Consider the following 22,701-nt stretch of genomic DNA (forward strand, 5'->3'; position numbering starts at 1 on the left):
CCGTGCTGGCCGTCAACGAGAACCGCAAGCGCGCGATGGCGCGCAAGGTCAGCCAGGCGCTCGGCGGCTCGCTGCGCGGCAAGACCATCGCCGTGCTCGGCCTCACCTTCAAGCCCGACACCGACGACATGCGCGATGCGCCGTCGATCCCGCTGGTGACCGGCCTGATCGACATGGGCGCCAAGGTGAAGGCCTTCGATCCCGTCGGCATGGAGCAGGCGAAGAGTGAGCTGCCCAGCATCACCTATTGCGAGGACGCCTATTCCTGTGCGCAAGGCGCCGATGCGCTGGTTGTCGTCACCGAATGGGTGCAGTTCCGCGGCCTCGATCTCGACCGGCTGAAGAGTGTCATGGCGCAGCCCGTCGTCGTCGACCTCCGCAACATCTACAGCCCCGAAGACATGCGCGCCGCCGGCTTCACCTATGAGAGCGTCGGCCGTCCGTCGGCGCAGGGCTGATAGCGACACACGATTGTCATACCCCGCGAAGGCGGGGTATCCAGTAACCCCGATCTTCGTGATGATTGGGACCTGAGTTTACTGGATCACCCGCCTTCGCGGGTGATGACGGACCGAGACCTTTGCCCCGCAGCTTCGACACGCCCCTCCCGATCGATGCCGTGCTCGACGATTTGTCGCGCACGCTCAAGGCACACAATGCGGCCGTGCTAGTGGCCCCGCCCGGCGCCGGCAAGACCACGCGCGTGCCTCTGGCGTTGCTCGATGCGCCCTGGGCCAAGGGCAAGAAGATCATCGTCCTGGAGCCGCGGCGCATCGCGGCGCGCGCCAGCGCCGATCGCATGGCCAAATCGCTCGGCGAGCGGGCAGGTGAGACCGTCGGCTACCGCGTCCGTTTCGGCTCGAAAATATCGCGCGCGACGCGCATCGAGGTCGTGACCGAAGGCATCTTCACCCGCCAGATCATGGACGATCCCGAGCTCTCCGGCGTTGCCGCCGTCCTGTTCGACGAATTCCACGAGCGTTCGCTCGACGCTGACATGGGCCTTGCGCTGGCGCGTGACGCGCAAACCGGCCTGCGCGAGGATCTGCGCATTCTCGTGATGTCGGCAACGCTCGACGGCGCCCGCGTCGCAAAGCTGCTCGGTGAGGCGCCCGTCGTCGAAAGCGAGGGCCGCGCCTTTCCGGTCGAGACGCGCTATCTCGGCCGCAAGGCGGACGCGCCGATCGAGCGGCAGATGGCGGATGCGATCGCGTCTGCGCTTCGCGCCGATAGCGGTTCGGTGCTGGCGTTCCTGCCCGGCGCCGCTGAAATCCGCCGCACCCAGAATTTTCTCGGCGAGCGCGTCCAGGACGCCAGTATCGAGATCGTGCCACTGTTCGGCGCGCTCGATGCCGCCGTGCAGGATCGCGCCATTGCGCCCGCGCCGAAGGGCACGCGCAAGGTGGTGCTGGCGACCTCGATCGCGGAGACCTCGCTCACCATCGAAGGCGTCCGCATCGTGGTCGATTCCGGTCTTGCCCGCGTGCCGCGCTACGAGCCTGATATCGGCCTGACCCGGCTCGAGACCGTGCGCGCTTCGCGCGCGGCGGTGGACCAGCGCCGCGGCCGCGCCGGCCGCACCGAGCCGGGCGTCTGCTACCGGCTCTGGGACGAGCCGCAGACGGCCTCGCTCGCGCCCTACACCCAGCCGGAAATCCTCAGCGCCGATCTGTCCTCGCTGGTGCTCGACCTGGCGCAATGGGGCGTCACTGACCCCGCCGCGCTGTCGTTCCTCGACCCGCCGCCGCAGCCGGCCTGGAAGGAAGCCAAGAGCCTTCTCAGCGAGCTCAACGCGCTGGATGGCGACGGCCGCATCACCGCGGAAGGCAAGAGCCTGCGCGCGCTGGCATTGCCGCCGCGGCTGGCGCGCATGATCGTCGATTCGCATCGCGCCGGCGCGGGCGAAGACGCCGCGGAGATCGCGGCCATACTCACCGAGCGCGGGCTCGGCGGCGACAGCGCCGATCTCGAGCACCGGCGCGACCAGTTCCGCCGCGACCGCTCACCGCGCGCATCGAGTGCGCGCGACCTTGCCCGGCGCTGGGCCTCGCAGGTCGCGGCGTCAGAGCAGGAGGGGCCGCAGGAAGATCTCTCGACCGGCCTGATGCTCGCGTATGCCTTCCCGGACCGCGTTGCGCGCAATCGCGGCAACGGCAGTTTCGTGCTCGCCAACGGTCGCGGCGCCGCCGTCGAGCAGACCTCGTCGCTCGCCCGCGCGCCCTATATCGCGATCGGCGAAATGACGGGCACGGCGGCGAGCGGCCGCATCCTGCTCGCCGCGCAAATCAGCGAGGACGACATCGAGCGGCATTTCGCCGAGCATATCGAGACCGTTGACGAGATCTCGTTCGATCGCGGCGCGATGGCGCTGCGTGCACGGCGCAAGCGCGCGCTGCATGCGATCACGCTCTCTGAAGCTACGCTGGCTGTGTCGCCGTCGGAGGAGACCGCGCGCATCTTCGCGGATGGTCTGATCGCCGCGGGCCTCGACCGGTTGCCCTGGTCGAAGGCGGCCAAGCAATGGCGCGACCGCGTGATGTTCCTGCGCAAGGCCGAAGGCGACAGCTGGCCTGACCTGTCCGACGACGGGCTGATCGCGCGGCGCGACGACTGGCTGGTGCCCGCGCTCTACGACAAGATAGCGCTCAAGGATATCTCCGCCGGCGATCTCTCCGATGCGCTGATGGCGCTGTTGCCGTGGGAGATGCGCGCACGGCTCGACCGCGAGGCGCCGACGCATTTCGAGGCGCCGACCGGGACCGTGCTCGCGATCGACTACGAGGCCGAGCAGGGGCCGACCATCGCAGTGCGGCTCCAGGAGTTGTTTGGCCTCAACACCCATCCGTCGATCGCGGCCGGCAAGGTGCCGCTGGTGCTGGAATTGCTGTCGCCGGCGCAGCGCCCGGTGCAGGTGACGCGGGATCTACCCGGTTTCTGGCGCGGCAGCTACGCTGCGGTACGCTCCGACCTGCGCGGCCGCTACCCGCGCCATCCCTGGCCGGAAGATCCGGCGAATGCATTGCCGACCCGGCGGGTCAAACCGCGCGGCACCTGAGAAATCACGAACCCGCATTAACCGTCCGCTCATCCTTTTCGTCAAAATGGGACTGGCCCGGCCGCGGCGTCGCTCGCGGACGGTCGTGTCGCGTGGTGAAATCGAGCTTTCCGGCTCGGAAGTGGTGTGATGCGTAACATAATGATCCTCGCGGCCATCATGATCGGCCTCGGCACCTTCATGGCGCAGATGGCGGACAGGATGAGCTCCGCTTCCGCCACGTCAGCGCCGCGCCCGACGGTCGCGGTCGCAACCACGGCGCCGGTCGGTGGCCGCAGCCTCGCCATTGGCCGCGACGGCCGTGGCCATTTCCAGACCGAGGGCCGGATCGAGGGCCAGCGCATCGGCTTCCTGGTCGACACCGGCGCCTCCGTCGTTGCGCTGAACGAGACCTCGGCCGCCCGCTTCGGCCTGCGTCCCTCGCGCGGCGAGTACAACGCCACCGTCTCCACCGCCAACGGCACCATCAAGGCCGCGCGCACCCGCATCGCCATGCTGGAGGTCGGCGGCCTCGTCGTGCGCGACGTCGACGCCATGGTGTTGCCGGACGAGGCGCTGTCGGAAAACCTGCTCGGCCTCTCCTTCCTGTCCCGGCTGAAGCGTTTTGAGTACGCCAACGGGCAGATGGTGCTGGAGCAGTAAGAGCCTCCCAAAGGCTCCTGCGACCGTATATTTCAAAAAGCGTCGTTGTTTCGACCGCTCTCGCGGTCGGATTTCCCCCGTTGCTAAACTGCCGCAATTATAAGCCACAAGCTGCCATTCCCGCCTTCCGCTGCGGCCTGGCATTCGCTAAGGCTGCATCAAATCCTGCCCCCCTTCTTCACGAGACCGTCTCAATGTTTCCCAAGCCGAAATCCGTCTTGTTGCCCAACACCTACGCCTTCGAATCCGAGCCGATGGTGAAACCTACGGGTTTTCGCGAATACGACGCGCGCTGGCTGTTCCAGAAGGAAATCAACCTGATGGGGATCCAGGCGCTCGGCATGGGGCTGGGCGCACTGATCGCGGAACTCGGCGTCAAGCAGGAGATCGTCACCGGCCATGACTTCCGCGGCTATTCGGCCTCGATCAAATATGCGCTGATCTCCGGCCTGATGGCGGCGGGGTGCAAGGTGCACGACATCGGGCTCGCGGTGACGCCGATGGCCTATTTCGCGCAGTTCGATCTCGACGTGCCCTGCTGCGCGATGGTCACGGCCTCGCACAACGACAATGGCTGGACCGGCGTGAAGATGGGCGCCAACCGCCCGCTGACCTTCGGCCCGGACGAGATGACGCGGCTCAAAGAGATCGTGCTCAACGCCGATTTCAAGAACAAGGTCGGCGGCTCCTATCAATTCCACGAGAATTATCCGGCGCGCTACATCGCCGATCTCACCAGCCGACCAAAGCTGACGCGCAAGCTCAAGGTCGTCGCGGCCTGCGGCAACGGCACCGCGGGCGCATTCGCGCCGCAGGTGCTGGAGGCGATCGGCTGCGAGGTGATCCCGCTCGACACCGAGCTCGACCACACGTTCCCGAAATACAATCCGAATCCTGAAGACATGGAGATGCTGCACGCGATCCGCGACGCGGTGCTGCAGCACAAGGCCGATGTCGGCCTCGGCTTCGACGGTGACGGCGACCGCTGCGGCGTCGTCGACAACACCGGCGAGGAAATCTTCGCCGACAAGGTCGGCGTGATGCTGGCGCGCGACATGTCGGCGATCCACAAGGACGCGCAGTTCATCGTCGACGTGAAATCGACCGGCCTCTTCATCACCGATCCGGTGTTGCAGAAGCAGGGCGCCAAGACCACCTATTGGAAGACCGGCCATTCCTACATGAAGCGCCGCACCCACGAGACGGGTGCGCTCGCCGGCTTCGAGAAGTCGGGCCACTTCTTCTTCAACAAGCCGTATGGACGCGGCTATGACGACGGCCTGGTCTCGGCGATTGCGATCTGCGATATGCTCGACCGCGCCCCCGGCAAGTCGATGGCCGACCTGAAGAACGCGCTGCCAAAAACCTGGTCGTCGCCGACCATGTCGCCGCATTGCGCCGACGAGGTCAAATACGGCGTCATCGACGCCGTGGTGAAGCATTTCGAAGGCTTGCAGGCCAAGGGTGCCAAGATCGGCGGCCAGGCGATCCGCGATCTCGTCACCGTCAACGGCGTGCGTGTCACGGTGGAAGACGGCAGCTGGGGCCTGATGCGCGCCTCCTCCAACAAGCCCGAGCTCGTGGTCGTGGTCGAGAGCCCGGTCTCCGAGCAGCGCATGCACGACATGTTCGAGATGGTGAACAGCGTGCTGCGCACGCATCCCGAAGTCGGCGCGTACAATCAGACGATCTGAGAGGGGCCGGTATCACCACATGCACTGCGTCATGCCCCGCGCAGGCGGGGCATCCAGTACGCCGCGGCCTCCCGGTTCAATCGCAGGCGTCTCGGAGTACTGGATCGCCCGGTCAAGCCGGGCGATGACACTTTTCGAGTGGTGAGCTCTAAGCCGCCACCACCGCCGGAATCGGCAGCGCGGTGACCGACTTGATCTTCTCCATCGCGAAGCGCGAGGTGACGTTCTTCAGCGGCACGGCGCTGATCAGCTTCTTGTAGAACACGTCATAGGCCTGCATGTCCGCGACCACGACGCGCAGCATGTAGTCGACGTCGCCGGCCATCCGGTAGAACTCCATCACCTCGGGCATGGCGCTGACGGCCTCGGCGAACTTCTTGAGCCAGGCGTCGGAATGATCGGAGCTCTCGACCGAGACGAACACGGAGATGCCGAGCCCGATCTTGTTCTGGTCGACGAGGGCGACCCGTTTCAGGATCACCCCGTCGGCCTCCAGCCGCTGGATGCGTTTCCAGCAGGGGGTCGAGGACAGGCCGACACGATCGCCGATCTCGGCGACGGACAGGGAGGCATCCTCCTGGAGTACCATCAGGATCTTGCGGTCGATGGCGTCGAGGCGGCGGCTGGTCTCGGGGATCTGGACGGCGAGGTCAGTCATTTGAAGAACTTTGTTTCATTATAGGGGTCGATTTCCCTGATATAGAGAAAATCTTTCCACGACAAGCCTATAATCTTGGCGACCCGCCCGGCGCCCCCGCTTGCGGTCCGTCTAAAAGCCTTTCAACTTCAACGCGTTGCGGGGCAGCCAGGCCGCCACCATGGCGGGTACATTTCAGCGCTGCGGCAGCCGCGGCGAATCGCAGCGCCTCCCGTACCACCGCGCCCTCGGCCAGGCGAAGCGTGAAGGCGCCATGGAAGACGTCGCCGGCGCCGAGCGTATCGACCGCCTGAACCGGGAAGGCCGGTGTCTCCTCAAGCTCGCCTGCATCGTTCAGCCAGATCGTACCGAGGGGACCGCGTGTGGCGGCGAGGAAGGCCGACGTCAACCTCGCCAGCTGCCGCAATGCTTCGCCGTCGTCGGCGATGCCGGCAGTCTCCTGCACCTGTTCACTGGCGAACAGAAGATGCGAGGCCGCCGTGAGCAGGCCGTCCTGCAAAGACATCGCGCGGTCCACGCCGACGACGGCGGGAATGCCGCGCCGGCGTGCCTCGGCGCAGAGGGAGGTCGCGAACCCTGCACAGCGGCTTTCGACGAGGACCGCCCGACAATCGGCGAGCAGGGCGTCGGCATCGGGCAGCTCCACGCTCCACAGGCCGGGATCGCGATAGATCGTGAGTGTCCGCTCGCCGGAGGGCTCGATCATGATCGCGGAGACGGGCGTCGTCACATCGGGCATGCGCACGATATGGCTTGGGTCGATACCTTCCTGCGCCATCCGTTCGAGAATGAAGCCGCTCGACGTCTCCCGCACATCGCCCATGGGACCTGCGAACGAGACGCGGCCACCAAGCCGTGCCATCGCGATCGCGGCGTTGAGCGCGTTGCCGCCGCAGATCTCGGCGAGATGCGTGGCATTCGCCTTGCTGCCGCGCGCAGGCACGGCCTCCAGGCGAAAGGTCAGGTCGCGCACGGGAATGCCGATGCAGAGGATGCGCGGCGCGGTCCCGGCCATCGCTGGCCTCAGCTCAAGCGCCGCTCTTGTCGTGCACCCAGCGGCCGAGCAGATGATGGGCGATCGCGAAGGGATGCGGGCCGGCGAGCCCGTCGGGATGCGTCCGCGTCAGCATCAGTGCCGCCTCCTCGCGCGTGAACCAGCGCGCATCCTCCAGCTCGGAATGATCGACGACAATGTCCTCGTTCAGCGCCCGCGCGCTGCAGCCGATCATCAGCGACGACGGGTAGGGCCACGGCTGCGTCATGTAATACTGCACGTCGGTGCAGCGGATCCCGGATTCTTCGAGGATCTCCCGGCGCACCGCGTCCTCGATGGTCTCGGCGGCCTCGACGAAGCCGGCGAGGCAGGAAAACATGCCCGGCGGAAACTGCTTCTGGCGGCCGAGCAGGCATTTTTCTCCGGAGGCGACCAGCATGATCACGACCGGATCGGTGCGCGGAAAATGCTCGGCCTTGCAGGCAGGGCAATCGCGCTTCCAGCCGCCTTCCTTCATCGCGCTGCGCGTGCCGCAATTGGCGCAATAGCCGTGGCGCTGGTGCCAGCTCACCATCGACTTCGCCATCGCGATCGCCGAAAGCTCGTCGGGGGGAATCGCGCCCTGCATGGCCATGCCGCGCAGCTCGGTGAGGCTGTAGTCCTCGCGGCCGACCAGCTTCTCGGCGGCGGCCTGCGACAGGCCCATGCCGAACACAGCGGCGCCGTCGCGTAAGCCTAAGAAGATCGTGCCGGGATTGGCGCCGCATTTCAGCGCCTCGTCGATTCCCAGCAGCGCGCGCACGTTTTCGCCTTCGCGCTTCACCAGCAGCGAGTCGCGGTGGACGACATAGGCGCGCGAGGACGGCTTCTGCTCCAGCGCGAACAGCTTTTCGTCGTCGCGGCGCAGATGCGCGGCGCGGTCGAGGATGTTGGTGACGAAGGCCGGCTGTCCCAGCGGAAATGCGTCGAATGCTGACATTTCTTGTTCTTTCAACCCAACCAGATTTTTCGGCGAAGCGCGCTGATGAAATTCTGCACCTCTGTGGCGTCATGCGCCAAGGGCTGCATCACGCCCCAGACCGGCCGCGGCCAGGCGGCGTCACCGGTGCGGCGGGCGATGATGTGGACGTGAAGCTGCGGCACGAGGTTGCCGAGCGCCGCGATATTGAGCTTGTCGCATTTGGTGATCTCCTTCAGCGCGCGCGAGACGCGGGAGATCTCGGTCATCAGCTGCGCCTGCTGCACTTCGTCGAGATCGATGATCTCGACCGCATCGGGGCGCCGCGGCACCAGCAACAGCCAGGGATAATTGGCGTCCTTGATGACCAGCACCTTCGACAGCGGCAGGTCGCCGATGTCGATGGTGTCCTCTTTCAGGCGGGAGTGCAGCGACCAGGCGGGTTCGGACATGAAGGTTTTCCGGATGGCCCGGTGGGACGGGCTTGTTGGGTTCGACCATACGATACCGATTCCGATAGGGGAAGGATCGGGGCTCCGCCGCTACTGCATACACGGTCGTCGCCCCGGACAAGCGCAGCGAAGCGGAGCGCTGATCCGGGGCCCATAACCACAGGGAGAGATTTGGCGAAGACTCGCAGTTGCCAGCCCCTGCCACCACCTCTTCCTGTGGTTATGGATTCCGGGCTCGCGCTTTGCGCGCCCCGGAATGACAGAAACTACGCCTCCGCGAGCACCCGCGCATTGGCGCGGACCGAGGCTTCGCTGACGCGGATGCCGAGACCGGGGCCGTCGGGCACCACCACGTGACCCGCGCGGTTGGCGACGCGCTCTTCCAGCACGTCCTCGGTGAGCACATGATGCGGCATGTAGAATTCGCAGCCGAGCGAGATGCCCGGCGTGGCCGCAATCAGCTGCGTACCTGCGGCAAGGCCGATGCCGCCCTCCCACAGCGTGCCGCCATAGCCGGGCAGGCCGGCAATGTCGGCGATCGCCATGATCGCCTGCGCCTCGAACAGGCCGCCGGCCTTCATCAGCTTGATCGAGACGGCGTCGGCCGCCTCGCGTCGCACCACCTCCATCATGTCGCGGCGGTCGAAGCAGCTTTCGTCGGCGAGCACGGGCGTTTCCAGCGCCGCGGTGAGCTGCGCCATCACGTCGAGATATTTGCGCGGCACCGGCTGCTCGATGAAGGTCGGCGCAAACTCCTCGACATCGCGCAAAATCTTGATGGCGCCGAACGGCGCCAGCGCCTGGTTGTAGTCGACGCGGAGGTCGACCTTGTCGCCGAATTCCTTCCGGATTGCCTCGAGATGATCGAGATCCTCGCGGTGCGGCTTCACGCCGGTCTTGACCTTGTAGATGACATTGCCGTCCGGAACCATTTTTCGCATGCGTTCGAGATCGGCGGGAAAGTCCGGATCGGCAATCGAGAAGGAGAGCGGGATGGTGTCGCGCACGCGGCCGCCGAGCAAATCGGCGACCGACAGCCCCGACGACTTGCCGACGATGTCGAGCAGCGCCATCTCGATTCCGACCTTGGCTTCGCCATGTCCGACCAGCGCGCGGTCGAGCTCGGCCATCAGCGCCCGGATGCGGCGCACCGGCTTGCCGTGCACGATCGGGCGCAGATAGATGTCGAGCGCGGAGAACGCGGCTTCCGGCGTGCCCGTGAAGACCTCCCACGGTGCCGCCTCGCCCCAGCCGATCACGCCGTCGCTTGACGTGAGCTCGATCAGCACGCGCTTCACCGTGCCCTTGACGTTGCCGACGCCCTGCAGGCGCGCCATCTTGATCGGGCTTTCGATCAGGAACAGCCTGATGCGTTCGACGGTCGCTTCGGTCATGTCAGGCCTCCATTGACGTGCCAGACCTGGCCGGTGACGTAGGATGCTTTGGGGGACGCCAGGAAGGCGATGATTTCGGCCACTTCCTCCGGCCGCCCGCGGCGGCGCATCGGAATCAGCGCTTCGGTCGCAGCGATCTGCTCGGGCGACAGCCGGCTCTCGCTCGGCTTGTCCTTGACGATGAGGCCCGGTGAGACGGCGTTGACGGTGATGCCGTCTTTCGCGAGTTCGACCGCAGTGAGCCGCACCAGCGCCTCCAGAGCGGAGCGGCTGGCGGCCGTTGCCGCGAACGGCGCAAACTCGGGGCGGATCGCGTGGGCCACGAAGGACGACACCGCGACGATCCGTGCATCGCGGCCGGCGCGCAGCAGCGGCAGCGCGGCGTCGACCAGACGCGTGAAGGCCAGCGCGGATTCGTCCATCGCCTGGCGGAATTCATCCGCCGGCGTGCCGATCGCGCTGCCGCGGCGGGCATGGCCGCCCACGAGGATCAACCCATCAAGTCGGCCGAAGGCGGTTTGCGCAGCGGCGACGGCGTCGGTGGCGGCGGCCTCCCCGGCGAGGTCGCCGAGGCATTTTGCGACCACAGCGCCTTGCGCTTCGGCTTCCGCCGCAGCGGCATCGAGGCCGGCCGCATTGGAGCGCGTGTGCAGCAGCAGCGCGGTGCCGGGCGCCGCGAGCAGTCTTGCGGTGGCGCGGCCGATGCCGCTGGCGGCACCGGTGACGAGATAGACGCGATTGATATCGGACATCAGGATGTTGCGTTGGCCGGCGGCAGCGCGCCGGTGCGGTGGAAATGGCTGAGGAAGGCACGCGTCGCGGCTTCCTGGGGATTGTCGATCACCTGCCGCGCCGGGCCTTCCTCGACGACGACACCGTCGCGCATGAAGATGAGGCGGTCGGCGACCTCGCGGGCAAAGGCGATCTCATGGGTCACGATCACCATGGTCATGCCCTCCGAGGCCAGCCGCTGCATCACGGCGAGCACCTCGCCGACGAGTTCAGGGTCGAGCGCCGAGGTGGCCTCGTCGAACAGCATCACGTCCGGCTCCATCGCCAGCGCCCGCGCGATCGCGACGCGCTGCTTCTGTCCGCCCGAGAGCGTCGCCGGATACTGGTCCGCCTTCTCGGCAAGGCCGACCTTTGCGAGCTGCGCACGCGCGAGCTTCTCGGCGTCGGCCCTGGCCATGCGGCGCACCGTGACCGGTCCCTCCATCACGTTCTGGAGCGTGGTCATGTGCGGGAACAGGTTGAAGTGCTGGAACACCATGCCGGTGGTGGCGCGGAATCTTGCGAGTGTCTTCACGTCGGGCAGCTTTGCGCCCTCGCCGAACTGGAAGCGTGTATCGCCGACGCGAACGCTGCCGCCATCAGGCGTCACCAGAAGATTGACGCAGCGGAGCAGCGTCGACTTGCCCGAGCCAGACGGGCCGATCAGCGCCACCACGCCGCCCTTGGCGACGTCGAGACTGATGTTCTTCAGGACCTCGTTGCTGCCGAAGCTCTTGCGCAATTCCCGGATTTCGATTTTCGAAGTGTCGCTCATTCGCCGACCGCCAATCGCTTCTCGCCGCGCCGGACGATGATGGTGAGCGGAATCAGGATCGCGGCATAGGCGACCGCGACCGCCGTGTAGGTTTCCAGCGGCCGGTAGCTGTCATGGGCCGCGACCTGGCTCTGATAGACGAGGTCAGGCACCGCCAGCACCGAGACCAGCGAGGTGTTCTTGAACTGGATGATCGACTGGTTCATCAGCGCCGGGATCATGCGCTTGATCGCCTGCGGCAGCACGATGCGCCGCATCGCCTGGCCGGGGGTCATGCCGAGCGCGGCACCCGCTTCGGACTGGCCCTTGTCGATCGAGACGATGCCGCCGCGGATGATCTCCGAATAGAACGAGCCGCCATAGAGCGATAGCGCCAGCGCCGAGGCCGTGATCGGCGTCATCTCGACGCCGGCGAGGATCGGCAGCGCGTAATAGAACCAGATCAGCTGCACCAGGATCGGCGTGCAGCGGAACGCCTCGATGAAGGTGAGGGCGACGAGGCGCACCGCCTTGAAGCGCGACAGGCTGCCGAACGCGCCGAACAGGCCGAACACCAGTCCGAGCACCACGATGACCACGGTGAAGCCGACGGTGACGCCGAGCCCGTTGAGAAAGAGCCAGCGATAGCTCCAGAGAATGCCGAAGTCCCAGTGATACATGCGTGCGTTTACTCGTCGCGGGTGCCGTTTGCACCGTCATTCCGGGGCGCGACGAAGTCGCGAACCCGGAATCCAGAGATTGCAGTGCGAGATTCCGGGTTCGATGCTTCGCATCGCCCCGGAATGACAGTGGGAGCTTACAACGAAACGCCCGGCGGAATGTCCGCCTCGGTCACGCCCACCAGCTCCATGTTGGTGATGATCGCGTTGCGGATGAAGCCGAGGCCCTTGTTGAAGTCGATCCAGGTGTTGACGTAGTCGCGCCAGGTCTTGTCGGTCTCGCGGCGGAAGCCGGCGTTCGACGTGGTGGCGAAGATCGGCGTCGGCAGCACGAACTGGCCGAGCGAGGGATTCTTTTTCAGCACGGTCAGCGACAGCATGGTGATCAGGCATTGCGCGTCGACGCGGCCGGTCTGGAGCGCGGCGGTGGCGTCATCGGCGGTCTTGAGGCGCGAGATCTGCGCCTTCGGTATCAGGCGGCTGACGACCTGGTCGTGCGAGGAGCCCTGGTCGACCGCGATCTTGACGTCGGGCGAGTTCAGCTCGGCCCAGGTCTTCGGCTTGAAGTCCTTCTTGCACAGGATGCCGAAGGCGTTGTTGAAGACCGGCACCGAGAAATCGACCACCAGCGCGCGCTTCGGGGTCGGGTTGAGGCCGAAGAAGATGTCGATCTTGTTGGACTGCAGGTCGAGCACCGAATTGCCCCAGGTGGTCTCGGTGATCTCGAGCTCGGCTTCCATGTCGTCGGCGAGCGCCTTGGCGATGTCGACGTAAAAGCCCTTCCACTGGCCGCTGGCGAGGTCCTTCATGTAATAGGGTGCGCCGCCGCCGACCGCGCCGATCCGCATCTTCTTGGTGCGGCGGATGCGGGCGAAGGTCGATTCGTTCGGATCGGCGGCCTGGGCCACGGCCGGGGACGCCAGTGCGCCCGCGGCCATCGCGCCAACGGCGCCAAGTCCGACAATCGATGCAACATCACGACGTGTAACCATTGGGATCAATCGCTTTTCTGGTTGGATGGGGTTCCGGCAAGGTTCTAGCAAGGTGGTCTCATCAGCGAAAGCACAGCCTGTCGGCTGGGCAGACCGGGAATTGCCCGGATGCTGGGCAAACTCAACCGGTTCAAGCTGATACCCGCTTGCTTTCCCGACCTTTTGGCCCCAAATAGGGACCGGGAGATTGGCGGTGGACGAGCCACTCGCCAACCGGGTCAGGTCCGGAAGGAAGCAGCCCTAACGAGGTCCGGATCGGGTCGCTCGTCAGTCTCCTACCTGTTTTTCCGAGCGAATTGCGCCGGCGGCCCTGCCGCCAGCGCGCTCCTTTCCGCAAGAGCCGGCCGAGAGAGATTTCATTGCGGATCGACCGATGACCGACGCTGGCGCCCCTCCTAACCCCGATAGCGCCAGCCAGGCTGGCAACGCGCCTTACCGGGTGCTGGCGCGCAAATACCGCCCCTCCTCGTTCGACGACCTGATCGGCCAGGAGGCCGTGGTCCGCACCGTCTCCAATGCATTCGAGACCGGGCGTATCCCGCAGGCCTGGATCCTCACCGGCGTCCGCGGCGTCGGCAAGACCACCACCGCGCGAATTCTTGCCCGTGCGCTCAACTACGAGATGCCGGACGGCTCAGTGAAGGGCCCGACCATCCACATGCCGACCTTGGGCGTGCATTGCCAGGCGATCATGGAAAGCCGGCACATGGACGTGCTGGAGATGGACGCGGCCTCGCATACCGGCGTCGACGACGTTCGCCAGATCAATGACAGCGTGCGCTACGCGCCGGCCAGCGCCCGCTACAAGGTCTACATCATCGACGAAGTCCACATGCTGTCGACGGCGGCGTTCAACGCCTTCCTGAAGACGCTGGAGGAACCGCCGGAGCACGCCAAGTTCGTGTTCGCGACCACGGAGATCCGCAAGGTTCCGGTCACCGTGCTGTCGCGCTGCCAGCGTTTCGACCTGCGCCGGGTCGAGGCCGACGTGCTGATGAAACACCTTGCCAACATCGCGGCGAAGGAAAGCGTCGAGATCGAGCCCGAGGCGCTGGGCATCATCGCGCGCGCCGCGGAAGGCTCCGTGCGCGATTCGCTGTCGCTGCTCGACCAGGCGATCGCGCATGCGGCAGGCACGGTGAAAGCCGATGCGGTCAGGCAGATGCTGGGCCTCGCCGACCGTACGCGTGTGATCGACCTGTTCGATTCGCTGGCGCGTGGCGATATCGCCGCCGCCTTCAAGGAGTTCCGCGACCAGTACGACGTCGGCGCCGATCCGATCGTCGTGCTCTCGGACCTCGCCGAGTTCGTCAATTTCGTCACCCGCGTGAAAATCGTGCCGGCGACCGCCGACAACGTCGCCTATGGCGAGACCGAGCGGGTGCGCGCGCGGGATTTCGCCTCGAAAATCTCGATGCGCGTGCTGTCGCGGATGTGGCAGATGCTGCTCAAGGGCATCACCGAGGTGCAGGCCGCGACGCGCCCCGCCGCCGCCGCCGAGATGGTGCTGGTGCGCATCGCCTATGTCGCCGACCTGCCGACGCCGGACGAGGCGATCCGGATGCTGGAGCAGAACGGCGGCGGCTCGCCGGTCGTGAGCGGCGGCAGTGCGGCGCGTAGCGCGCCGGCCGCGCCGGTTGCGTCTGCTGCGCCTGTCGCCTCGGCCGCGCCCATGCGCGCGCCGACCTCATCGCCGTCATCGTTCGGCGGCGGTGCTGCCCGGCCGCAGATGGCGGCGCCCGCGCCGGATCCGCAGGCCGCGGCACCCCAGCTGCGCATCACGAGCTTCACCCAGCTCGTCGCGCTTGCCGGCCAGAAGCGCGACATCATGACCAAGGCCGCGCTCGAAGCCGACATGCGCCTCGTCCGTTTCGAGGAGGGCCGGCTGGAAGTCGCGCTCGAGCCCAATGCCTCCAGGACCATGATCACCGAGCTCGCGCGCAAGTTCGAACTCTGGACCGGCCGGCGCTGGACCGTGATCGTCTCCAACGAGCAGGGCCAGCCGACGCTGCGTTCGGTGAACCAGGCCGCCAAGCAGGAGCATGCGCGTACCGCGGAGGCCGATCCGCGCGTGCAGGAGGTACTGTCGCGCTTCCCCGGATCGAAGGTCGTCGAGGTCCGCAGGCTTGCCCCCGAGACGCCGGAATCCAATATTAACGCCGACTATGGCAGTGACGATCCGCCCGACGGTTCCGATACCGACGACGATCTCTGAGCCTATCTTTCCAAGGACACGGGACTATGGCTGACTTTCTCGGCATGATGAAGCAGGCGGCGCAGCTGCAATCCAAGATGCAGGAGATGCAGGACGCGCTCGGCAATGTGGAGGTCGAAGGCATCTCCGGCGGCGGCCTCGTCGTGGTGCGTATGACCGCGAAGATGGACGTCAAGGGCGTGAAGATCGATCCCTCGCTGATGAAGGCGGAAGAGCGCGAGGTGCTCGAGGACCTGCTCGTGACCGCGCTCGGCGATGCCCGCCGCAAGGCGGAGGCCGCCGTGCAGGAGAAGATGCAGTCGCTCACCGGCGGGCTCGGCCTGCCGCCGGGGCTGTTCGGCCAGTAACATGGGCGCGGTTGCAGGTCCCGAAATCGAGCGGCTGGTGCAGCTTCTCGCACGGCTGCCGGGCCTCGGTCCGCGCTCCGCGCGGCGCGCCGCGCTGCATCTGATCAAGAAGCGCGAGGCGCTGATGATGCCGCTGTCCTCGGCCCTCCAGGTCGCGCTCGACAAGGTCCAGGTCTGCAAGACCTGCGGCAACATCGACACGCAAAACCCCTGCACCGTCTGCACCGATCCGAAGCGCGATCCCGCGATCATCGTGGTCGTCGCCGATGTCGCCGACCTCTGGGCGCTGGAGCGGGCCAATGCCACTCAAGGGCGCTATCATGTGCTGGGTGCGACATTGTCGCCGCTCGACGGCGTCGGCCCGCAGGATCTCACCATCGACGCGCTGGTCGCGCGCGCACATGCTGCCGAGGTCCACGAAGTCATCCTGGCGCTGAACGCGACGGTCGACGGCCAGACCACGGCGCACTACATCACCGACCTGCTTCAGGACGCCAACGTAAAAGTAACCCGGCTCGCCCATGGTGTGCCGGTCGGCGGCGAGCTTGATTATCTCGATGAAGGTACGCTATCGGCCGCGATGCGGCAGCGGACCCTGTTCTAGCTATCCTACAGACCCCACGGAACGGACGACATGACGAAACTTTTCGCCACTCGATTGGCTTTGGCCGCGACGATGATGCTGCTGGTGACGCCGGCCATCTCCGCGCAGCAGGACGACGCGGCGCCGCCGGCGCCCAAGCCCGGCAAGCCGATCAACACCGGTGACGTGCTCTCGGGCGAGCTGAACGCAATGAAGGTGCGCGACGTCAAGAACGCCGGCAAGCGGATCGCGATGTATCAAATCACCTCCGAGCCGCGCCGCCTGCCGGCGCCGAACGGGCTCTGCAATCTCGAAACCGGCCCAGAGACCTTCCAGCTCGTTCCGAGCGGCGACGCGCAGGCCACGCAGCTGAAGACCTTCGTCGGCAAGGAAATCTCGATCAAGGTCGACGAAGTCGCCTGCGCCAGCGACCCCGGCCAGATGAGCGAAGCCGTGGTCACGAAGTGGAGCATCATCAAGAAGCAGTAGGGGGTGATTCGCGACGCCTTCTCCACAACTCCGGTGTCATCGCCCGCGAAGGCGGGCGATCCAGTACCCCGCGGCTTCTCGGTCAATCACAACTGTCTCTGGAATACTGGATGCCCCGCCTTCGCGGGGCATGACAGCAGTGGTGGTCACACCCTTACCGGCCCCAGCTCTTCGAAATGCCCGCGCTTCTGCAGCCATGTCAGCAGGACCAGGCTCGGGATCGCCACCAGCACGCAGATCACGAAGAACAGCGGCCAGCCGGTCGCCTTGGCGACATAGCCGGCCACCGACGACAGATAGGTGCGTCCTACCGCGGCGAGCGCGGTGAGCAGTGCGTATTGCGTCGCCGTGTGCAGCGGGTTCTGGCACAGCGCGGAGAGGTAGGCGACGAAGATCACGGTGCCGATGGCGCTGGTGAAATTCTCAGCTGTGATGGCGAAGGCGAGCGCCCATTGGCTGGTGCCGACGAAGGCCAGCCAGGAGAAGGAAAGGTTGGCGAGCGCCTGCACCACGCCGCCGATCCACAAGCACGTCGCCAGCGGGTAGCGTCGGGCAAGGAAGCCGCCTGCAAAGCCGCCGATCAGCGTCGCCGCAAGGCCGACGCCCTTCACGATCGCCGCATAATCGTTGCGGGAGAAGCCGAGGTCGATCACGAACGGCGCCGTCATGGTGCCGGAGAAGGCGTCGGTGAACTTGAACAGCACGACGAAGGCAAGCGCGGCGAGCGCGTCCTTGCGCGCCAGGAATTCCGAGAACGCGCCGATCGCCGCGTGCAGCACGCGCGCGAACGCCGTATCGGCCTGCGTTGCGGCTTCCGCCCGCACCGACTGCTCGGGCTCGGTCGCGGCCAGCGCGGTGATCGTGCCGATCAGCACCATCGCCGCCATCACCACATAGCCCCACATCCAGGCTGATGTGCGCGAAATGCCGGTGCTCTCGAAACCGGAGACGATGAACAGCGCGCCCGCGGTCGAGACCAGCATGCCGATGCGATAGGCCGCGACATAGGATGCCATGCCGGCGGCCTGCTCGCTCTCCGGCAGGCTCTCGACGCGGAAGGCGTCGACCACGATGTCCTGCGTCGAGGACGTCGTCGCCACCAGCAACGCGCCGAGCGCGACGTAGAACGGCGAGCGCGCGGGATCGGTCAGCGCCAGCAGCAGGATGGCGATGATCAGCAGCAGCTGCGAGAACAGCAGCCAGCCGCGGCGCCGTCCGAACGCGCGCGTGAACAGCGGCACATGCAGCGCGTCCACCAGCGGCGCCCACAAAAATTTCAGCGTGTAGGGCGTGCCGACCAGCGCAAACAGCCCGATGGTCCCGAGATCGACCCCGGCCTCGCGCATCCACACCAGCAGCGTCGAGCCCGACAGCGCCAGCGGCAGGCCGGACGAGAAGCCGAGGAACAGCACGATCAGCACCCGCGGTTGCAGGTACACGGCAAGGCTGTCGCGCCAGGAGGCGGCGGGGGCATCAGCGCTGGTTTGGACGGTTCCGGAGGTCGCGTCGGGTGCGGTCATGGGGGGGTGTTAGCAGATTCTGGGGGAAAAGACTCTCGCGGTAGCCGTGAGGCGGGAGAGCCTCCAACATCCTCGGCGTCATCGTCCGCGAAGGCGGACGATCCAGTACTCACGGGCGTCCCGGTTCATTCACGACCGCCGCGGAATACTGGATGCCCCGCCTTCGCGGGGCATGACAGTTACGGGGCATGACGGTGTCATGGTGGTCCGGCTATCTCAGGATAGAGATCATCCCAATTCGGGTTGTGCTGCTCGATCAAGCGGATCTTCCAGGCCCTGTTCCACTTCTTGAGCCGCTTCTCTCGTTTGATCGCATTCTCGGGGTCGTCGAATTGCTCGAAATAGACAAGCCTCGCGACGTCATATTTCTCTGTGAAACTCTCGATCAGCTTTGACTTGTGCTCCGCCACGCGGCGGATGAGATCATTCGTCACGCCGATATAGAGCGTGCCGCCGATCTTGCTGGCGAGGATATACACATAGTAATGGTGTGCGCCCATACAGACCATCTCACCGGTGTCATCGTCCGCGAAGGCGGACGATCCAGTACTCCGCGGCGTTTCGGCTCAACAACGACTGTCACGGCGTACTGGATGCCCCGCCTTCGCGGGGCATGACAGTGTGCTAAAAAATCTACTCCCCCGCCTGGAGCTTCCTCGGGAACAACTCGGCCGCGCCCGTCGCCACCAGGTGCGGGCCCTCCGCGGGCGCGTCCGCCTTGCTGAAATCCAGCTCCTCGATCCGCCCCGCGCGCTTCTCGATCTTGTCGGCGGAGATCAGCACCTGGCGGACGTCCTCGTTCACGTCGGCAAAATGCTTCTGGAGCTTCAGCACGCGGTCGCGCAAGCGGCCGAGATCGTCGCCGAGCTTGATGACCTCGGTGCGGATCTGGTCGGCGGCATCGCGCATGCGCGCGTCCTTCATGATCTGCTGCATCACCTGGATCGCCAGCATCAGCAGCGAGGGCGACACCAGCACGACGCGGGCGCGATAGGCCTTCTGGATCACGTCGTCGAAGCCGTCATGGATCTCGGCGTAGACCGATTCCGACGGCACGAACATCAGTGCCATCTCCTGGGTCTCGCCGGTGACGAGATATTTTTCCGCGATGTCGCTGACATGCTTCATCACGTCGCCGCGCAGCCGCTGCGTGGCGATGCGCTTCTCCTCGTCGGTGCGGGCGTCGTGCAGCGCGGTCATCGCCTCGAGCGGAAACTTCGCATCGATGCAGAGCGGGCGCTGGTCGGGCAGGAACACGACGCAGTCCGGCCGCTTGCCGGTCGAGAGCGTGAACTGGAACTCGTAGGCGCCCTTCGGCAAGCCGTCCTGGACGATCGCCTCCATCCGGGCCTGGCCGAAGGCGCCGCGCGACTGCTTGTTGGCGAGCACGTCGCGCAAGGTCGTCACCTGCGTGGTGAGGTCGGTGAGGTTCTTGTGCGCGTTGTCGATGATGCCGAGCCGCTCGTGCAGGGCGTGCAGGCTCTCCATGGTGTTGCGGGTCGAGTGCTCCATGGACTGGCCGACGCGATGGGTGACCGAATCCAGCCGCTCGTTGACCGCCCGTGCCATCTCGGCCTGGCGGCCGGCCAGCGCCTGGGTCATGGCATCGACCCGGCCCGAAGCCTCGCTCTGGGCGTGCAGCATCTGGCTGATGCGCTCCTCGAGCTCGTCGGCGCGGATCGCATTGGCCATCGCGAGTTCCGCCCCGCGCCGCCCCGAGCGTGCAATGACCACGGCGATCACAACCAGCAGGATGAGGACCAGGACGCCGAAGCCGATCAGCGCGTCGATCGTGCGCACCGGCCAGTCGCCAGCCACGAAAATGATCTCGTTCATGCCTGTCCTTCTAGCCGATTCGGCTGCTGGCACGAACGAATAGCGAACATTTATGGTAAATGCCCCGTTAATTTTTATGGTTAACAAAAGCTGAAGTTTTATGGTTAGCGGATCGTTAACGCGTTCCGGGCCTCATTGACCGCTTGTCGCGCCCGGCTTAAATCGCCCGCCATGGCCCTCAGAGAAATCATCATCCTGCCCGACAAGCAGCTGCGTCTGGTCTCCAAGCCGATCGAGAAGGTCACGACGGAGATCCGCAAGCTTGCCGACGACATGTTCGAGACCATGTACGACGCGCCCGGCATCGGGTTGGCGGCGATCCAGATCGCCCAGCCGCTGCGGCTGATCACCATGGACCTCGCCAAGCGCGACGAGAACGGCGAGACCAAGCCGGAGCCGCGCGTCTTCATCAATCCGGAAGTCATCGCCTCGTCCGAGGAATTGTCGGTCTACGAGGAAGGCTGCCTGTCGATCCCCGAATATTACGAGGAGGTCGAGCGGCCTGCGAAGGTGCGCGTGCGCTTCACCGATCTCGACGGCAAGGTGCACGAGGAGGACGCCGAAGGCCTCTACGCCACCTGCATCCAGCACGAGATCGACCACCTCAACGGCGTGTTGTTCGTCGACTATCTGTCGAAGCTGAAGCGCGACCGCGTGCTGAAGAAGTTCGAGAAAGCCGCCAAGCGCGCGGAGTGAGGTTCTCCGTCATTCCGGGGCGATGCGCAGCATCGAACTATGGTGCGCAATTGCGCACCTGAGAATCTCGAGATTCCGGGTTCGGCTCTTCGAGCCGCCCCGGAATGACCGTAATTGGATCACGTTCCTCGCAGGTTTTTCCGATGCCCCTTCGCCTGATCTTCATGGGCACGCCCGATTTCTCCGTGCCGACGCTGCTCGAGCTCGTCGCGCATGGCCATGAGATCGTGGCCGTCTATACCCGCGCGCCGAAGCCGGGCGGGCGGCGCGGCCTGCAGTTGCAGCCGACCCCGGTCGAGGAAGCCGCGCGAAGACTCGGCGTTCCCGTGCTGACGCCGAAGACGCTGAAGACAGAGGAGGCGCTGGAAGAATTTCGCGCCTTTGACGCCGATGCCGCCGTCGTCGTCGCCTACGGCATGATCCTGCCGCAGGCCATCCTCGATGCGCCGAAGCTCGGCTGCTACAATCTGCACGCCTCGCTCTTGCCGCGCTGGCGCGGCGCCGCGCCGATCAACCGCGCGATTATGGCTGATGATGCCGAAAGCGGCGTGATGGTGATGAAGATGGATGTCGGCCTCGACACCGGCGATGTCGCCATGGCCGAGCGGCTGGCGATCACGGACACCATGACCGCGGCCGACCTGCACGATCGTCTCTCGCGCCTCGGCGCCGACCTGATGGTCCGCGCCATGGCCGCGCTCGACCGCGGGGGGCTCCAGCTCAAGAAGCAGAGCGAGGACGGCGTCACCTATGCGGCCAAGATCGACAAGGCTGAGGCGCGGATCGACTGGACCAAGCCCGCACGGGCGGTGCTGCGCCACATCCACGGCCTGTCGCCGTTCCCCGGCGCCTGGGCCGAGCTCGCAGGCGTCAGCGAGAACGCGCGCGTCAAAATCCTGCGCTGCGAGCTCGCCAAGGGCTCGGGCGCGCCGGGCGAGGTGCTCGACGACCGGCTCACCATCGCCTGCGGCGAGGGCGCGATCCGCATCATCGAGCTGCAGCGCGAAGGCAAGGCGCGGATGCAGGCCACGGACTTCTTGCGTGGTGTGCCGCTGAAGGCGGGCGCCAAATTCACCTGACACTGTCATACCCCGCGAAGGCGGGGTATCCAGTACGCCGAGGCTTCTCGGTCGAACGGATAGGCCGCGGCGTACTGGATCGCCCGGTCAAGCCGGGCGATGACGGCAGAATTGGAAACGATGCCCCGCTACAAGCTCACCATCGAATATGACGGCGCGCCGTTCTTCGGCTGGCAGGTGCAGGACACGCTGCCGTCGGTGCAGGGCGCACTGGAAGCGGCGGTGAAGGCGATGACCGGTGCGGATCTGCGGGTGCATGGCGCGGGTCGCACCGATGCCGGCGTGCATGCGCGCGGTCAGGTCGCGCATGTCGATATCGAGAAGCAGTTTCCGCCGGGCCGCTTTCGCGACGGGCTCAATGCGCATCTGCGGCCGCATCCGATCGCTGTGCTCGAGGCCGAGATCGTACCCGATACTTTTGAAGCGCGCTTCTCGGCCGTGAAGCGCCACTATCGCTACCGCATCGTCAACACCCGCGCCAATCTCGCCCTCGACGTCGGCCACGCCTGGCGCGTGCCGCGCCGGCTCGATGCCGAGGCGATGCATGCGGCCGCGCAGCGCCTGCTCGGCAAGCACGATTTCACGACCTTTCGCGACACCGAGTGCCAGGCCAAATCGCCGGAGAAGACGCTCGACCAACTCGACGTGCTGCGCGACGGGCGCGAGATCACCATCATCACCTCGGCGCGCTCGTTCCTGCACAGCCAGGTGCGCTCGATGGTGGGGTCGCTGGTCTGGGTCGGCGAAGGCCGCTGGACCGCGGACGATCTTTCCGCAGCGCTGGCCGCCCGCAACCGCGCCGCCTGCGGCATCGTCGCGCCGCCGGACGGGTTGTATCTGGTGAAGGTAGATTATTAGAAGAGAGACGGGAGGCGGGAAACTCTCGCGACAC

At 65.9% G+C, this 22,701-nt stretch carries 23 protein-coding genes and 1 other RNA gene; 12 read left to right on the forward strand and 12 right to left on the reverse strand.

Going from position 1 to position 22,701, the window contains the following annotated elements; translation table 11 throughout:
* The 4 genes from WN73_RS17300 to WN73_RS17315 form a co-directional block, all read left to right on the forward strand.
* Positions 1 to 458 (forward strand): UDP binding domain-containing protein (locus WN73_RS17300; RefSeq protein ID WP_271553950.1); only part of this gene is annotated, 458 nt, incomplete at its 5' end.
* A 122-nt stretch (positions 459 to 580) separates the two neighbouring features.
* The gene (gene hrpB / locus WN73_RS17305; RefSeq protein WP_271553951.1) at positions 581 to 3,055 is read left to right on the forward strand and encodes an ATP-dependent helicase HrpB; all 2,475 of its coding nucleotides are present in this window, start codon (positions 581 to 583) and stop codon (positions 3,053 to 3,055) included.
* A 129-nt stretch (positions 3,056 to 3,184) separates the two neighbouring features.
* Positions 3,185 to 3,697, forward strand: a complete 513-nt coding sequence (locus WN73_RS17310) for a TIGR02281 family clan AA aspartic protease (RefSeq protein ID WP_271553952.1) — start codon at positions 3,185 to 3,187, stop codon at positions 3,695 to 3,697.
* Between the two features lie 194 nt (positions 3,698 to 3,891).
* Entirely contained in the window at positions 3,892 to 5,391 is a 1,500-nt protein-coding gene (locus WN73_RS17315; RefSeq protein ID WP_011090848.1) for a phosphomannomutase/phosphoglucomutase, read from the forward strand.
* Positions 5,392 to 5,539: 148 nt separating this feature from the next.
* Here the strand turns inward: WN73_RS17315 and WN73_RS17320 are convergent, their stop codons facing one another.
* The 9 genes from WN73_RS17320 to WN73_RS17360 all read right to left on the reverse strand — a co-directional run bounded on the left by WN73_RS17320 (position 5,540) and on the right by WN73_RS17360 (position 13,044).
* Positions 5,540 to 6,049, reverse strand: a complete 510-nt coding sequence (locus tag WN73_RS17320; protein WP_011090847.1) for an Lrp/AsnC family transcriptional regulator — start codon at positions 6,047 to 6,049, stop codon at positions 5,540 to 5,542.
* Positions 6,050 to 6,116: 67 nt separating this feature from the next.
* A complete protein-coding gene (locus tag WN73_RS17325; RefSeq protein ID WP_271553957.1) occupies positions 6,117 to 7,064 on the reverse strand; it encodes a sugar kinase in 948 nt (315 codons plus the stop codon).
* 13 nt (positions 7,065 to 7,077) lie between these two features.
* On the reverse strand, positions 7,078 to 8,022 hold the full coding sequence (gene nudC / locus WN73_RS17330) for an NAD(+) diphosphatase (protein ID WP_011090845.1): 945 nt from the start codon (positions 8,020 to 8,022) through the stop codon (positions 7,078 to 7,080).
* A gap of 11 nt (positions 8,023 to 8,033) precedes the next feature.
* Complete coding sequence (locus WN73_RS17335; RefSeq protein ID WP_038966071.1) at positions 8,034 to 8,453, reverse strand: HIT family protein; 420 nt, start codon at positions 8,451 to 8,453, stop codon at positions 8,034 to 8,036.
* A gap of 266 nt (positions 8,454 to 8,719) precedes the next feature.
* Positions 8,720 to 9,847 (reverse strand): muconate cycloisomerase family protein, encoded by a 1,128-nt coding sequence (locus tag WN73_RS17340; RefSeq protein WP_271553960.1) that lies wholly within the window; start codon positions 9,845 to 9,847, stop codon positions 8,720 to 8,722.
* On the reverse strand, positions 9,844 to 10,599 hold the full coding sequence (locus tag WN73_RS17345) for an SDR family NAD(P)-dependent oxidoreductase (protein WP_271553961.1): 756 nt from the start codon (positions 10,597 to 10,599) through the stop codon (positions 9,844 to 9,846). The genes WN73_RS17340 and WN73_RS17345 overlap by 4 nt, the downstream gene beginning before the upstream one ends.
* Positions 10,599 to 11,393: an amino acid ABC transporter ATP-binding protein gene (locus WN73_RS17350; RefSeq protein WP_271553963.1), complete on the reverse strand. Its 795-nt coding sequence runs from the start codon at positions 11,391 to 11,393 to the stop codon at positions 10,599 to 10,601. The genes WN73_RS17345 and WN73_RS17350 overlap by 1 nt, the downstream gene beginning before the upstream one ends.
* Positions 11,390 to 12,052, reverse strand: coding sequence for an amino acid ABC transporter permease (locus WN73_RS17355; protein WP_027547482.1), 663 nt, complete (start codon positions 12,050 to 12,052; stop codon positions 11,390 to 11,392). The genes WN73_RS17350 and WN73_RS17355 overlap by 4 nt, the downstream gene beginning before the upstream one ends.
* A gap of 137 nt (positions 12,053 to 12,189) precedes the next feature.
* Entirely contained in the window at positions 12,190 to 13,044 is an 855-nt protein-coding gene (locus tag WN73_RS17360; RefSeq protein ID WP_271553964.1) for a transporter substrate-binding domain-containing protein, read from the reverse strand.
* A gap of 182 nt (positions 13,045 to 13,226) precedes the next feature.
* On the opposite strand from WN73_RS17360, the gene ffs reads away from it, so the two are divergent.
* The 5 genes from ffs to WN73_RS17385 all read left to right on the forward strand — a co-directional run bounded on the left by ffs (position 13,227) and on the right by WN73_RS17385 (position 16,678).
* Positions 13,227 to 13,323, forward strand: an RNA gene (ffs, locus tag WN73_RS17365) — signal recognition particle sRNA small type.
* 94 nt (positions 13,324 to 13,417) lie between these two features.
* Positions 13,418 to 15,259, forward strand: coding sequence for a DNA polymerase III subunit gamma/tau (locus tag WN73_RS17370; protein WP_028175972.1), 1,842 nt, complete (start codon positions 13,418 to 13,420; stop codon positions 15,257 to 15,259).
* Between the two features lie 26 nt (positions 15,260 to 15,285).
* On the forward strand, positions 15,286 to 15,606 hold the full coding sequence (locus WN73_RS17375; RefSeq protein WP_011090837.1) for a YbaB/EbfC family nucleoid-associated protein: 321 nt from the start codon (positions 15,286 to 15,288) through the stop codon (positions 15,604 to 15,606).
* A gap of 1 nt (position 15,607) precedes the next feature.
* On the forward strand, positions 15,608 to 16,210 hold the full coding sequence (gene recR / locus WN73_RS17380; protein WP_011090836.1) for a recombination mediator RecR: 603 nt from the start codon (positions 15,608 to 15,610) through the stop codon (positions 16,208 to 16,210).
* Between the two features lie 30 nt (positions 16,211 to 16,240).
* Positions 16,241 to 16,678 (forward strand): hypothetical protein, encoded by a 438-nt coding sequence (locus tag WN73_RS17385; protein ID WP_028175973.1) that lies wholly within the window; start codon positions 16,241 to 16,243, stop codon positions 16,676 to 16,678.
* Positions 16,679 to 16,824: 146 nt separating this feature from the next.
* Here the strand turns inward: WN73_RS17385 and WN73_RS17390 are convergent, their stop codons facing one another.
* The 3 genes from WN73_RS17390 to WN73_RS17400 all read right to left on the reverse strand — a co-directional run bounded on the left by WN73_RS17390 (position 16,825) and on the right by WN73_RS17400 (position 20,034).
* Complete coding sequence (locus WN73_RS17390) at positions 16,825 to 18,198, reverse strand: AmpG family muropeptide MFS transporter (protein ID WP_028175974.1); 1,374 nt, start codon at positions 18,196 to 18,198, stop codon at positions 16,825 to 16,827.
* A 197-nt stretch (positions 18,199 to 18,395) separates the two neighbouring features.
* The gene (locus WN73_RS17395; protein WP_028175975.1) at positions 18,396 to 18,698 is read right to left on the reverse strand and encodes a GIY-YIG nuclease family protein; all 303 of its coding nucleotides are present in this window, start codon (positions 18,696 to 18,698) and stop codon (positions 18,396 to 18,398) included.
* Positions 18,699 to 18,831: 133 nt separating this feature from the next.
* A complete protein-coding gene (locus WN73_RS17400) occupies positions 18,832 to 20,034 on the reverse strand; it encodes a DNA recombination protein RmuC (protein ID WP_028175976.1) in 1,203 nt (400 codons plus the stop codon).
* A 171-nt stretch (positions 20,035 to 20,205) separates the two neighbouring features.
* On the opposite strand from WN73_RS17400, the gene def reads away from it, so the two are divergent.
* The 3 genes from def (at position 20,206) to truA (ending at position 22,667) form a co-directional block, all read left to right on the forward strand.
* Positions 20,206 to 20,730: a peptide deformylase gene (def, locus tag WN73_RS17405; RefSeq protein WP_011090831.1), complete on the forward strand. Its 525-nt coding sequence runs from the start codon at positions 20,206 to 20,208 to the stop codon at positions 20,728 to 20,730.
* Positions 20,731 to 20,873: 143 nt separating this feature from the next.
* Positions 20,874 to 21,809: a methionyl-tRNA formyltransferase gene (gene fmt, locus WN73_RS17410; protein ID WP_028175977.1), complete on the forward strand. Its 936-nt coding sequence runs from the start codon at positions 20,874 to 20,876 to the stop codon at positions 21,807 to 21,809.
* Positions 21,810 to 21,929: 120 nt separating this feature from the next.
* The gene (gene truA / locus WN73_RS17415) at positions 21,930 to 22,667 is read left to right on the forward strand and encodes a tRNA pseudouridine(38-40) synthase TruA (RefSeq protein WP_028175978.1); all 738 of its coding nucleotides are present in this window, start codon (positions 21,930 to 21,932) and stop codon (positions 22,665 to 22,667) included.
* Positions 22,668 to 22,701: the final 34 nt, after the last annotated feature.

Source organism: Bradyrhizobium sp. CCBAU 45394 (genome assembly GCF_028128655.1).
Classification (GTDB): Bacteria; Pseudomonadota; Alphaproteobacteria; order Rhizobiales; family Xanthobacteraceae; genus Bradyrhizobium; species Bradyrhizobium diazoefficiens.